The organism is Sorangium sp. So ce327, assembly GCF_051530205.1.
Classification (GTDB): domain Bacteria; phylum Myxococcota_A; class Polyangia; order Polyangiales; family Polyangiaceae; genus Sorangium; species Sorangium cellulosum_B.
In genome coordinates this window covers 728,516-741,012 of sequence record NZ_CP150330.1, presented here as the reverse complement: position 1 = coordinate 741,012, position 12,497 = coordinate 728,516, and the positions used below count along the sequence as shown (strand labels likewise).

Genomic DNA, 12,497 nt, shown 5'->3' with positions numbered 1-12,497 from the left:
CGCCCCACGGCGTCGGCGTGACGACGTCGCTCCCCGCGCCCTGGTCGCTCCCCGCGCCCTCTCCGCGCGCGCCGAGGCGCGTCGCCCCTCTGGCGGGCGGTTCCGCTGCGCGGTAGAAGCGGGCCCCCATGGTCCCCGCCGAACGTCAGCTCCAGATCCTCTGCAAGGGTGTCGTCGACCTCCACGTCCGAGCCGAGCTCGAGGAGCGGATCCGCGAGGGCAAGCCGCTGCGCGTGAAGGCCGGCTTCGACCCGACCCGACCCGATCTCCACCTCGGCCACACGGTGGTGATGCAGAAGATGCGGGAGTTCCAGGAGCTCGGGCACCACGTGGTCTTCGTGGTCGGCGACTTCACGGCGATGGTCGGCGACCCGACCGGCAAGAACGAGCTGCGCCCGCGGCTCTCGCGCGAGGAGGTCGTCGCCGCGGCGGAGACCTACCAGGCGCAGGCGTTCAAGGTCCTCGACAAGAACAGGACCGAGGTCCGCTACAACTCCGAGTGGCTGAACAAGCTCGATCCGACGCAGATGATCGAGCTCTGCGCGAAGTACACCGTCGCCCGCATGCTGGAGCGCGACGACTTCAAGAAGCGCTACGAGGAGGCGCGGCCCATCTACGTGCACGAGTTCATGTACCCGCTCCTCCAGGCCTACGACTCGGTCGAGCTCGAGGCCGACATCGAGCTCGGCGGCACCGATCAGCTCTTCAACCTGCTCGTGGCGCGCGACCTGATGCCCCGCTACGGCAAGCGCGCCCAGATGGTGATGACGATGCCGCTGCTCGAGGGCACGAACGCCCGCGTCGAGGACGGGAAGGTCGTCGGCGCCAAGATGTCGAAGAGCGCGGACAACTACGTCGGCATCACCGAGCCGCCGTTCGACATGCTGCAGAAGCTGATGCTCGTCGATGACGGCGTGATCTGGCGGTACATGGAGCTCCTTTCGTCGCGCCCGCCCGAGGAGATCGCCGCCCTGCGGGGGGCGGTCCTCCGCGGCGAGCAGGGCGTCATCGCGGTGAAGGAGCTCTTCGCGCAGGAGATCGTCACCCGCTTCCACTCGGCGGAGGACGCGAGCGCGGCCCTCGAGCGGCGCCGCAGCGTCGCGGCCGGCGGCCTGCCGGAGAACATCGAGGAGCTCCAGGTGGCGAGCGACCGCGACACGATCCCGATCGGCAACGCGCTGGCGCTGGCGGGGCTCGCCGAGTCGACCTCCGCGGCGCGGCGCCTCGTGAAGGGCGGCGCGGTGCACCTCGAGGGCGAGGTGGTCAAGGACGAGCAGCTCAAGCTCGAGCGTGGGAAGCGCTACCTGGTCCGCGTCGGCTCGAAGAACCGCCGCTTCGCCTACCTCGTCGTTGGCTGACGCGCCCGGGCGAGCGCCTCGCCGGCGCGCCGTGCTCGGCGGCTTCCTGGGCTGCGCCCTCGGCCTCGCGCTGCCCTCGTGCGGCGGCGCGCCGCGGCCGCCCGCCCGGCCGAGCCCGCCGCTGCCGCCGCTCGCCACGGCGGACCTGACGCGCCTCCTGCCGCAGGCGGGGCTCAGGTGGCTGCTCCTCGTCCGGCCCCGCGAGGTCGCGGCGGTGCCGTGGCTCATCCCCTCGATCGCGCTCGTGGCGCCCGAGGAGAACCTGGCCCGGCACGCCCGCGCGACCGGCGTCGATCTGCGGCAGGTGCGCGAGGCGGCGATCGCGTCGTACGCAGGCGTGGGGCCGGCGGGCGGCGCCACGCTCTACGTGGCGCGCCACAGCGGCGATCCGCGCGCCATCGAGCGCCTCTTCCGGCGGCGGCTCACGGGCAAGGAGCGGCGCGCGCTCGATCGCCCGGACGTCGTGCGCGTGACGGGCGACATCGGCACGAAGCCGCACGCGCTGGTGCTGCTCGGCGAGGACGTGGCCTGCGTACAGGACGGCGGCAGCCCGCTGCGCGGGCCGGCGCGCGTCGCGTCGCTGTACGCGCTCGGGCGCCTCAAGCGCTCGCCGGCGGCGCTCTCGGGCGGCCCGCTGCGCGCGCTCGAGGCCCGCCTCGGCCCGGCGCCCGTGCGCGCGTTCGCGCCGGGGCCGTTCGACGGGGAGCTCGCCCGCGGCGCGCGGGGGCTGCTCGCGGCGGCGACCGCCGTGGGGGCGGCCGCGAGGCCGAGCGCGCGCGAGGGGATCGCGCTCGCGATCGCGGTGGCAGGCGACTTCTCGACGAGCGGGGAGGCCGCCTCGGAGGAGCTGCTCGCGGCCTGGAGCGAGCTGGCGGGCGGCTCGTTCGGCCACCTGCTCGGGCTGGACGCGCCGGTCGAGCCGCCGCTCGCCACCCACGCGCCGGACGCGGTGGCCGTCGCGGTCGAGCTGAACCCGCGGGCGCTCGCCCGGGGGCTCGCGGCGGCGACCGGCGAACGGCTCGCCGAGATGCTGCGGTAGGCGCGGCGGCGCCTCGCCGCTAAATTGGGTGCCGTCAGCGCCATGCCCACCACGACCAGCGGCTTCTTCCTGCAATGCGCCTCCCGCGGCACGCTCGAGCTCGTCTTGCCCACCGCCGACACGCCGTTCGGCGTCGAGCACCACCGCCGCGAGGAGGCCTCCGGGCCGTGGCGTCACGTGGCGACGTTCGCCGGCGGCCTCGGCCCGGTCGAGGCGGTGTCGCTCATCCAGAGCAACTTCGGCGATCCAGGCCACCTCGAGGCGGTGGCGCGCATCGGGGATCGGCTGGCCGCGTTCTGGTGCGCGCCCTCGAGCGAGCCGTCGTGGAGCGAGCCGCGCTTCTTCGCGGAGGGCGCGGCCGGCGACCCCGCCCTGATCCAGGGCGGCTTCGGGGGCAAAGGCAACTTCGAGCTCGTGGTGCCCCACGCGAGCGGCGGGATCGCGCACTACCACCGCGACAACGACACCGCGGAGCTCGGCTGGCGCGGCCCCGTGATCTTCGGCGAGGGGCTCGGTCGATTCGAGGCGGTCGCGATGATCCAGCGCGTGGGCGGCGCGCCGCACGGCCTTCACGCGCCGGGCGACCTCGAGGTCGTCGCGCGCGTCGGCGATCGCCTGGTGATGTTCTGGCGCTCTCCCGGGTCCGGGGCTGCGTGGCACGGCCCGGAGGAGGTGGTCTCCGGGGTCCGCGGGGCACCGGCGCTCGTCCGGAGCACGATCGGCGGACCTGGGACGCTCGAGCTGTTCTCGCCGCTCGCGCGCGTGGGGCTCGCGCGGTGGTGCCGCGACGACGGCGCCCGCGGGGCGCGCTTCCGCGGTCCGACGGTGTTCGCCACCGATCTGGGCCGGTGTGACGCGGTATCGGTGATCGAGAGCTGGCCGCTCGGGCGAATCGAGCTCGCCGTGCGCGCCGAAGGGCGGATCGTCCACGCGGCGCGCGACGGCGCGGTCTGGTCGCAGCGGGCGATCGTCGGCAACGCGTCGCCTTCCCCGGCGGATGTCCCCTCTCCGGCGACGCTCCCTCCGCCTGCCACCACGACGAATCGCCCGCCTGCTGCGACGACCTCTCGCCCCCCCGCTGCGACGACGAATCGCCCACCTGCGGCGACGCCGTCTCGACCGCCTGCAGCGACGACCTCTCGCCCGCCCTCCTCGACGAGCTCGCCTCCGCCTGCGCCGCTCCCCACGGGCGCTTCGCCGCGGCTGCGCGCCGGGCCGCACCGGGCGGGGTTCCGGCGCATCGGCGCGCTCTCGCTGTCGGCGGACGCCTGCTACCCCGATACGTGGCCGTTCCAGGGCGCGATTTACCGATGCCCCGCGCGGAGCGCCGCGCTGCTCTACTACCCCGCGTCCGCGGACGGCGAGGAGGCGCCGCTCTCGTCGGGAGGCCCGTTCCCGGTCATCGCGATCGCCCACGAGCGGCGCCTCGCCACGAGCGCGGCCACCGCCGGGTCGCCCGCGGGTCTTGCCCAGGACTACCGCCAGCTCGCCGGCGTGATGGCGCACCTCGCGCGCTGGGGCTTCGTCGTCGTCGCGCCCGATCTCTCGTGGCTCACGCCCGACGACGCGCCGCTGCGCCGCGCCGCGGTGCTCCGGGACGCGCTCACGCACCTACGGGCCGGCTCCCGGGGCCCGCTCCTTGCCGACTTCGCTCGAGTGGGCTTGCTCGGCCACGGGCTCGGCGCGCAGGCGGCGCTCGCGCTCGCGCTCGACGCCGCTTGCCCGTTCGATGTTCGCGCCCTCGCGCTCCTCGCGCCGGCGGGCGCCCCCGAGCGCGCGCTGTCCATCGACGCGCTCGCGCCTCGGCCGGCGCTCGTCGTCCGCGGCACCGCGGACCCCATCGCCGCCGCGGTCCCGGCGGCGCTCTACGACCGCGCGCGCGCCCCGAAGCACCTCGTGACCCTGCCCGGCGCGAACCACTTCGGCTACACGACGTCGCTCGGCCTCGCCGAGCCGCTCGACGGCCGCGCCGGGCTCTCGCGGCGCGAGCAGCAGGCGATCGCGATGGGCTACCTCGCCGCGTTCTTCAATGGCTACCTCCGGGACGCGCGCGGCGACCTCGACGCGCTCTCGGGCAAGGCGTCGCTCGAGGGGCTCGAAGCACGCGAGATCCCGGTCAGCGCCGAGGTGCCTGACGGAGCGGCTGGCTCCTAGGCGCAGCCGGCGGGGCCGCGGCCGGACGCGCTATCGACGCGATGCTACTTTCCGTGGCGTGTACCAGCTCGGCGGCCTCGTCGTCACGCTCGTCAACGGCCTCCTCGGCCTGATCCTGTGGCGGCGGCTGCGCGCGGCGTTCCCTCGGCATGCAGCGCTGATCAGCGGCCTCTGCGCTGCGGGCCTGCTGCTGGCCGCGCTCCCGGCGCTGCTCATGGCCGCGGCGAGCTTCTCGGGGCTGCGCGCGCTCCAGCGCCACGCGCCGGAGCCGCTGGCGCTGATCGCCATGGGCGCGCAGGTGGGCCTGCTCCTCTACGGGTTGCTCCTCGGGCTCGCCACGCTCGCGTGCGCGGCCGTCCGGGCGCTCCACCGGCTCCAGCCGCCCCGAAACGCGGGGCCTTCAACTGACGTCCAGACTGCGACGAACGCGCAGGCCAGCGCCGGCGCTCAGGCCGATCCAGCCGCTCAGGACATCCCTGGGCCTGCGGAGGTCGAGGCCCGGCCGGAGGCTATCGACGAGCGCCGCCGCCGCCTCGTCGTCGGCGCGACATGGGCGCTGCCCGCGGCGGCGGTCGCGGTGTCGATGGGCGGCGTGCTCGCGTCGCGACAGCGTCCGGCCGTCGTGAGGCTCGCGCTGCCGGTGCGCCGCGAGCTGACGAGCCTGCACGGCGTCACCATCGCGCAGCTCAGCGACGTGCACGTCGGCAGCTTCATGGATGCCGAGCGGCTCGACGAGCTCCGCGACGCCATGAACGCGATCCGCGCGGACATCCACGTCGTCACCGGCGATCTGCTCGATCACCACGTCTCGCAGCTCGAGCTGTCCGCGCGGCTGCTCCGGGGCCTGCGCCCCGCCCGAGGGCAGCTCTTCTTCTGCATGGGCAACCACGAGTACATCGCTGCGCGGTCGGCCAGCGTCGGGACGATCGTGAAGGGCCTCGAGGAAGCGGGCGCCCAGGTGCTCGTCGACGAGGCGCGGGAGGTCCGCATTGGCGGCGATCGCCTGTGGATGGGCGCCATCGACTACCCGAGCCGCGCGCGCCCAGGAGAGCCCGCCCGGCGCCCGATGCGCGACGGGCTCGATCGAGCGCTCGGCCAGATGCGGGACGACGGCGCGCCGCGCGTCCTCCTCAGCCACCACCCGGGCACGTTCCGCACCGCGCGCGAGCTGCCGTTCGATCTGATGCTGTCCGGCCACACGCACGGCGGGCAGATCTCGCTCGGCCGGATCGGCGATTACGCGCTCACGCCGATGTTGCCCGCCGGGCTCTACCACAACGGGCATTACGAGCACGGCGGCCGGCGCCTCCACGTCAACGCCGGCGCCGGGGGCTGGCTGCCGGTCCGCATCAACTGCCCGCCGGAGATCACGCTCGTCGAGCTCGTGCCCGCCTGACGGCGCAGGAAGGGTCCCACCCCCTTGCGCCCGTGGAGCTCTCGACTGGTGGACGCGTTCCGTCTCCCGGGTGAAACTCCGGGACATGGCACAAGCCGCGGTCCGCACCGGCCTTTCGCCGCAGGAGTACCTGGACTTCGAGCGCTCGTCGCCGCTTCGCCACGAATACGCGGACGGTGAGCTCTTCGCCATGGCGGGCGGCACGCTGGAGCACAGCGCGATCGCCGCGAACATCCTCGGTGAGCTGCGGAACGCGCTCCGCGGTCGGGGGTGCCGGGTGCTCACCTCCGACATGCGCATCAAGATCGCCGCCACACGCCGCTACGTGTACCCCGACGGCGCCATCGTTTGCGCGCGTCCCGAGTTCGAAGACGAGCAACGCGACACGCTCCTGAACCCACGCGTCATCGTCGAGGTGCTCTCCGACTCCAGCGAGGCCTATGATCGCGGGGACAAGTTCGCCCAGTACCGGACGCTACCGTCGCTCGAGGAGTACGTGCTCGCATCGCAGAAGGCGCCGCGAATCGAGGTGTTCACGCGGCAGCCAGACGGCAGCTGGCTGCTCCGGATCCACGGCCCGGGCGAGCAGGCAGAGCTGTCGTCCCTCGGCGGCGCGCTTGACGTCGACCGGGTGTACCTGGACGTCTTCGAACGGGATGCGATGGGAGAAGCGCCGAAGGACGCGCCCTGACGCGCTGACGACGACCGGCGTCTCCCGGGGCCAGCCGCCCTCGGCTACAGGGTCACCTCGAACGGCGCGCGCGCGAGCTCTTCGCCCGTCTCCGACCGCACGACCGCCGTCCATTCCCCCGCCTTCCGCGCCCCGCGCGTGAACGCCCACGTCCGCCACCGCGGCGACGGCCCGACCCCGAGCGTCACGTTCCCGACCGGCTCCCCGCCGCCCGGCGGGACGAACGCCACCGTCACCTCGCCCTCCACGTCGCTCCGGTTCTCGACCTCCAGGTACGCATAGAGCCGCGGTGTCTCCGGCGCGTGGAACGTCGTCCCCGGCGCCACCGGCTCGCGGTCCTTCACCCCCTCCGCGATCACCAGCCGCTTCACCTTCAGCTCCGCCGCCCCCCTCCCCTTCTCCTTGGCCTCACGGCTCCCCTTGCCCCCCGTGTCCGCCACGACATTCGCGTCCGGCGCGGGCGCCGTCACCGTCGCGGCCGGCAGGCCTGCGGGCGCCGCCGCCGTGGCGGCAGCAGGCTCGGGGCACTGCGTCACCGCGGGGCACGCGGCAGCGGCCGGCGCCGGAGGCCGCGCGTCGTGACGCTCGCCGCAGCCGGCGAGCCAGACCGTGCAAAGCGCCAGAAACGTCATCCGTCGAGCCATCTTCATTGCCATCGAAGCACTCCTCCGCGATCCGGGGCGTCCCGGCCTCGCCACCGGATATGGCAAGGCGTGGACCGCTTCTGGCTCATTGAAATCACTGAAGATTTTGGCTGACCTGTGGTCGCGGGGCCGCGCCCCGTGTGTCCATCGAGACGGCCGACCCGCGCCGCCGCGATCGACCCGAGCCCCCCGGCCTCCTCGAGTCGACGCGCGGACGAGACACCGACCGCGAGCCTTCGCTCACGTCGAGAGATCACCCGCCCCGCTTCCCTCCAGAAGCGGGGTCAATCCCGTCCGCCCGCATCCGCTCGGCGCTCGCCGGCCCGGCCACGGTGCCGGCCGGGTGCACATACCACCCTGCCGGATCCGCCTTGTCCGGGTCGTCACGGACCTTGAGGACGGTGAACATTCCCCCCATGTCGATGTACGAGAACGGCCCGGCCCCGCCGCGCATCGGCAGGCTGTTCGCGGGGATCGGCATGGGCATCTCGCCCATGCCGCCCATCCCCGTGGTCCCCATCGTCATGTAGCCGGGCATCACGCGGCTCATCCGCCGATCGAGCGCGCGGGTCTCGGCGCCGACCATGTTCGGCAGGCCATGGCCCATCTGCATCATCGTGTGATGGGTCATGTGGCAGTGCATCGCCCAGTCGCCCGGCTCCTCGGGGACGAACTCGATGACCCGCGTGCTGCCGACCGGGACCAGGACCGTCGTCTCGGGGTACTGGGCCGACTCGGGGACAAACCCGCCGTCCGTCGCCGTGACCTGGAACGACAGGCCGTGCAGGTGGATCGGGTGGTGATCCATCGGGCCGAGGTTCCCGAGGCGCACGCGCACGCGCTCGCCGCGGCCGACGACGAGCGGCGCCGTCGCGGGGAACGCCTTGCCGTTGAACGTGAGGACATTGAAATCGCTCATCGCGTTCGGGTCGGGCCGGCGCGCCCCCGCGTTGATCTTCCACTCGTGCGTCATCAGCACGAAATCCCGGTCCACGCGCGGCCCCCGCGGCCTCCTCGGGTGCACGACGAACATCCCCACCGCGCCCAGCGCGATCTGGGTCATCTCGTCGAAATGCGAGTGGTACATGTACGTCCCCGGATACCGCACGACGAACTCGTACACATACGTCTCGCCGGGCTCGATCGGGCGCTGGGTGAGCCCGGCGACTCCATCCATGCCGTTCGGCAGCACGAGGCCGTGCCAGTGGACCGTGGTGGCCTCCGGCAGGGAGTTCGTCACGTAGATGCGCAGGCGATCGCCCTCGACCGCCTCGATGGTCGGGCCGGGCGTGCTCCCGTTGTAGCCCCACACCTCGCTCTTCAGGCCGGGGGCAATCTCGTGCTCGAGGGGGCCGGCGACGAGGTGGCCGACCTTCACGCCGTCCACCACGCGCAGCGGGAGCGTGCTGCCGTTCGGCGTCACCACGGCGGGCTGCCCCCCGGGCGCCGCGGTCCGGCGAGGCGGGGGCGTCGCGGCGCCCGCGGCGGGCGGCGCGCCAGGGCGCTGCTGCGCGTGGGCGAGCCCTTGCGTGAGGATGGCGGCGCCGGCGGCCAGACCGCCCGCGTGGATGAAAGCACGTCGGTCCATGTCAATGCCCTCCTTCGCCGGTGGCCGAGGCCCTCGGCATCGCCGCGGGAGCTCCGGCCCCCGCGGCCTCGACGCGGCGCCCTGCCAGGAGCGCGTCGAACGCAGCCTTCGCCGTCCAGTGCTCGCGCAGCGCGTCGACCGCGGCGAGCTCGGCGTCGAGCTGCTCCCGGCGCGCCGAGAGCAGCTGGAAGATCCCGACCTGCATCGCGTTGTACTGGAGCAGCGTCTGCTCCAGCACCCGCTTGCGCGCCGGGAGGATCACGCGCGCGTAGTGCCGCGCGCGCGCGTGCGTGAACGAGAGCCGGCTCTGCGCCTCGCGGACCGCCGAGCGGACGTCGACGGCGCGCCCGTGGTAGCGCTCGAGCAGTCCGTCGAACTCGGCCGCCTGCGCCGCCTCGGCCCCCTGACGCCGATCGAAGAGCGGGAGCGAGAGGCGGACCCCTGCGCCGAGGACCCACGGGTGCTCGTGCGCCTCGCCGCTCGCGCCGAGCTCCCGCTCGCCGTGCACGCCGATCGCCACGTCCGGCACCCAGCCCTCGGCGCGCAAGGCCCCGGCGCGCCCCGCCGCCGCCTCGAGCCGGCTGCGCAGCTCCGCGAGCTCGAGGCTCGCCCGCAAGGCCAGCGACTCCGCGCGCGGCGGCGTCGCGAGCGCGTCGGGCGCCGCGGGGACCGCGCCGGCGATCGTCCAGGAGGTCGCCGCGCCCGAGAGGCCGAGCAGCCGGGTGAGCCGCTCGCGCTGCGAGAGGAGCTCCAGCTCCATCTGCGCGGCCGTGACGCGGGCCTCCTCGTAGCCCGCCTCCTGCGTCGCCACGTCGAGCTCCGGGACGTTGCCCGCCTCGAAGAGCGCGCGGGCGGCGTCGCGGGCCGCGGCGAACGCGTCGAGCGCGCGGTTCGCGATGCCGAGGCGCTGCTCCGCCGCCTGCGCGGCGTAGAACGCGGCGCGCACCTGGTAGCCGAGATCGACGACCGCGCCCGCGGCGCGGTAGCGCGCGGCCTCGTGCTCCGAGCGCGCCGCCCTCGCGTGGAGCGGCGAGAGGAGCGCCGACGTGAGGTCGATCTCGACCTCGAGCTCGAGGTGCGCGTGCTCGACCCCCTCCTGCTGCGGCGTGACCCCGATCGCGATCTCCGGGTTCGGCAGCTTGCCCGCCTGCTCGAGGTTGCCCCGCGCGACGCCGACCTCCTTCAGCACGGCGCGCAGCTCGCGGTTGTTGAGCAGCGCGATCCGCACCGCGGCGTCCGCGGTGAGCGGCTGCCGCGGCGCCTGGCCGAGGGCGCGCGCGCCGTCGGCCGGCGCCGGATCGACCTCCTCCGACGCCGCGCTCGGCGGGAGCTCGAGGCGGGAGAGCTCGCGGATCCGCGCCATGTCGGCGGTCGACGACGGGGCGGCGCAGCCGGCCGCGGAGAGGAGCGCGAGGCCCGCCGCGAGCGGCAGGAGGCGCGAGGCGCGCGCGCGGGCTCGCCGACGTTCAGTGCGCATGGACGGGCTCCTCGGGCGTGGCAGCCGCCGGGCCGCCCTCCGGCGGCCTCGCCGGCGCCGGGCCGTGATGATGGTGGTGGTGGTGGTGCTGGTGAGGGTCGGCGCCGGCGCCCGCGGCCCCCGCCGGCTCGAGCCCGACCCAGCCCGCGGCGGGCTCGCCGGGCAGCGGAGGCTCCCCCGAGAGGGCGACGCCGATCCGCGGCGAGGGAGCTTCCGCGGCCTGCGGCGAGGCAGCAGAGGACGCGGGGAAGCTCGCGGGAAGGCTGCGCGGCGCGCAGCCGGCGAGCGCAGCGACGAGCATCAGCAAGGCGTTCAGGCCGGCGAGGTGAGGTGATTTCATGGAAGCCGCTCCAGCGTGGCGAGTGCGATCACGTGCGGGGCCCGAGGGCGACCGCGCCCCGCGGCGGCTTCATGCCGCATTTGAGCTCGAGCGCTCCAGAGCTCAGCGCAGGAAGTTGGATCGCCAACAGCATCGTCCCGGGTTGCATGCATGGCCGACGCGCGCGGCCCGGCGGCATTACACGTCGCCGCTCCTGACCGCGCGCGGTCAGGCGTGGATGTACACGAGCGTCCCGCCCTTGTCGTTGAACGCGGCGTGCCAGCCCTCGGGGACGGGGGGATCGGTCCACGCGAACAGCCACGCCGCGTCGGCGGGCGCGAGGTTCACGCAGCCGCTGCTCCGCACCTTGCCGAACGCGTCGTGCCAGTAGACGCCGTGCAGCGCATAGCTGTTGTGGAAGTACTGGACATAGGGCACGTCCCGCAGGTCGACGGACGACTCGCTGAGCTCGTCGCCGTCCATCGTCGCCGTGACGTGCTTCTCGCGGATGAAGAACGTGCCCTGCACGGTGGCGCTGGTGGTCGCGGGATCGCCGAGCTCGCCCCTGCCCGTCGAGACGAGGGTCGCGAAGACGGGGCGCTCGCCCTCGTAGGCGACCAGCGTCTGGAGCTCGATGGAGATGTCGATCCACTTCCTTCCGCGCGCCGCGTGCCCCCAGAAGTCGCGGCCCAGCCGCGCGACCCGCAGCGCGGACGCGGGGATCCACACGCCCGCGTCGGTCTCCGCATAGGCGCCGCCGGCGGCCGTCTTGCCGGTGAGCACCCAGCCGGAGCGGTGCGCCGCCCAGCCGTCCGGCTTGAGCTCGCCCGAGGCGTCCGGCTTCAGCGTGCGCACCCCGTGGTGCATGACGAACGCGGGGGTCCCCTCGCTCTTCACCTCCACGCCGCGCATCGCCGTGGGGGCGACGGCCGAGGTGCGATCGATCGGGATGAGGTCAAGCTCGGTCGTCAGGCCGAAGCGCCGCCCTGTCCACGCGAAGGTGGAGATCAAGCCGAAGGCCGAGTCGGCCCGCGCGCGCCCGCGGTGCGCGGGGAAGCGGACCTTCTCGGCAGCGCCGGGCGGCTTGGGCAGGTCGCGGCGGCTCGCGAAGAAGGGCGTGAGCGGCTCCGGCTCGCCCAGGAGCGCCTCGTCGCGGCGGGACCACGCGGGGGTGCCCTGGGCGCGCGAGCGCCCCTCGACGCGCCGCTGCTCGGCCTCGCTGGGCAGGTGAACATAGAGGTGCGGCGGCGGCTTCCGCGACACGACGTACCGGTACGGATACGGCTCGCCCCGGCGCGGGCCGGCCGGCGTCGCGGCGACGATGTCGTGCTCCAGGTCGAGCGAGGCGCCCTTGCCGACGCACACGAAGCCGCGGGGATGGATGGCGTACCACCCGCCGGCGCACCCCGCGTCGCCCGACGGCGCCGCCGCGCGCTCGACGAGCGCGCCGGCCCGGAGGTAACCGAGCTTGAGCGCGCCGCGCTCGGGCGCGGCGTACACGAACGTGCGCATGGCGATGCTCGCGAGCTTGTCGCCGCGCCCGGGCCGCAGCGCCTCCCTGGACGCCGCGGGCTCGGCCTCGACATCCGCGCCGCCGTCCAGCGGCTCCACGACGCCCGCGGCGGCGAGCGCCGGCTCCGGGGCCGCCGGCTGCGCTGCGGCCGAGCGCCCCGGCGGCTCCTCGCCCGGGCCGCAGGCGGCCACGAGCGCCGACGCGGCGAGCGCCGATGCGCGCCGCAGCCGATCCAGACCACCGCGGCGGCGCGCGTGCGCATCCGGGAAAGAGCAAGCCATGACGAGCAACGGGACTCGTCTAGCTCAGAGGCCGCCC

The 12,497-nt window shown here is 74.5% G+C and carries 10 protein-coding genes; 5 read left to right on the top strand and 5 right to left on the bottom strand.

Annotated elements, in window-relative coordinates; all coding sequences use genetic code 11:
• Window positions 1-128: 128 nt before the first annotated feature.
• The 5 genes from tyrS to WME95_RS02720 all read left to right on the top strand — a co-directional run bounded on the left by tyrS (window position 129) and on the right by WME95_RS02720 (window position 6,638).
• Window positions 129-1,358 carry a tyrosine--tRNA ligase gene (tyrS, locus tag WME95_RS02740; protein WP_437906874.1) on the top strand — a complete coding sequence of 410 codons (1,230 nt, stop codon included), beginning with the start codon at window positions 129-131 and terminating at the stop codon, window positions 1,356-1,358.
• Window positions 1,351-2,397 carry a hypothetical protein gene (locus WME95_RS02735; protein WP_437906873.1) on the top strand — a complete coding sequence of 349 codons (1,047 nt, stop codon included), beginning with the start codon at window positions 1,351-1,353 and terminating at the stop codon, window positions 2,395-2,397. The genes tyrS and WME95_RS02735 overlap by 8 nt, the downstream gene beginning before the upstream one ends.
• A 42-nt stretch (window positions 2,398-2,439) precedes the next feature.
• On the top strand, window positions 2,440-4,551 hold the full coding sequence (locus WME95_RS02730; RefSeq protein WP_437906872.1) for an alpha/beta hydrolase: 2,112 nt from the start codon (window positions 2,440-2,442) through the stop codon (window positions 4,549-4,551).
• A 58-nt stretch (window positions 4,552-4,609) separates the two neighbouring features.
• Window positions 4,610-5,947: a metallophosphoesterase gene (locus tag WME95_RS02725; RefSeq protein WP_437906871.1), complete on the top strand. Its 1,338-nt coding sequence runs from the start codon at window positions 4,610-4,612 to the stop codon at window positions 5,945-5,947.
• A gap of 85 nt (window positions 5,948-6,032) precedes the next feature.
• Window positions 6,033-6,638, top strand: a complete 606-nt coding sequence (locus WME95_RS02720; protein WP_437906870.1) for a Uma2 family endonuclease — start codon at window positions 6,033-6,035, stop codon at window positions 6,636-6,638.
• 44 nt (window positions 6,639-6,682) lie between these two features.
• Here WME95_RS02720 and WME95_RS02715 read toward each other — a convergent pair whose 3' ends face one another.
• From WME95_RS02715 to WME95_RS02695, 5 genes are all read right to left on the bottom strand, one after another.
• Window positions 6,683-7,294 carry a DUF2914 domain-containing protein gene (locus tag WME95_RS02715; RefSeq protein ID WP_437906869.1) on the bottom strand — a complete coding sequence of 204 codons (612 nt, stop codon included), beginning with the start codon at window positions 7,292-7,294 and terminating at the stop codon, window positions 6,683-6,685.
• Between the two features lie 241 nt (window positions 7,295-7,535).
• On the bottom strand, window positions 7,536-8,870 hold the full coding sequence (locus tag WME95_RS02710) for a multicopper oxidase family protein (RefSeq protein WP_437906868.1): 1,335 nt from the start codon (window positions 8,868-8,870) through the stop codon (window positions 7,536-7,538).
• Between the two features lies 1 nt (window position 8,871).
• On the bottom strand, window positions 8,872-10,347 hold the full coding sequence (locus WME95_RS02705; protein ID WP_437906867.1) for a TolC family protein: 1,476 nt from the start codon (window positions 10,345-10,347) through the stop codon (window positions 8,872-8,874).
• Window positions 10,337-10,687 carry a hypothetical protein gene (locus WME95_RS02700; protein WP_437906866.1) on the bottom strand — a complete coding sequence of 117 codons (351 nt, stop codon included), beginning with the start codon at window positions 10,685-10,687 and terminating at the stop codon, window positions 10,337-10,339. The genes WME95_RS02705 and WME95_RS02700 overlap by 11 nt, the downstream gene beginning before the upstream one ends.
• A gap of 207 nt (window positions 10,688-10,894) precedes the next feature.
• Window positions 10,895-12,460 (bottom strand): L,D-transpeptidase, encoded by a 1,566-nt coding sequence (locus WME95_RS02695; RefSeq protein WP_437906865.1) that lies wholly within the window; start codon window positions 12,458-12,460, stop codon window positions 10,895-10,897.
• Between the last annotated feature and the right edge of the window lie 37 nt (window positions 12,461-12,497).

Coding starts and splice junctions, on each gene's coding strand:
- WME95_RS02715 (WP_437906869.1), bottom strand. CDS start 7,294: ATGGCAATGAAGATGGCTCGACGGATGACGTTTCTGGCGCTTTGCACG.
- WME95_RS02700 (WP_437906866.1), bottom strand. CDS start 10,687: ATGAAATCACCTCACCTCGCCGGCCTGAACGCCTTGCTGATGCTCGTC.
- WME95_RS02710 (WP_437906868.1), bottom strand. CDS start 8,870: ATGGACCGACGTGCTTTCATCCACGCGGGCGGTCTGGCCGCCGGCGCC.
- WME95_RS02720 (WP_437906870.1), top strand. CDS start 6,033: ATGGCACAAGCCGCGGTCCGCACCGGCCTTTCGCCGCAGGAGTACCTG.
- WME95_RS02730 (WP_437906872.1), top strand. CDS start 2,440: ATGCCCACCACGACCAGCGGCTTCTTCCTGCAATGCGCCTCCCGCGGC.
- tyrS (WP_437906874.1), top strand. CDS start 129: ATGGTCCCCGCCGAACGTCAGCTCCAGATCCTCTGCAAGGGTGTCGTC.
- WME95_RS02695 (WP_437906865.1), bottom strand. CDS start 12,460: ATGGCTTGCTCTTTCCCGGATGCGCACGCGCGCCGCCGCGGTGGTCTG.
- WME95_RS02705 (WP_437906867.1), bottom strand. CDS start 10,347: ATGCGCACTGAACGTCGGCGAGCCCGCGCGCGCGCCTCGCGCCTCCTG.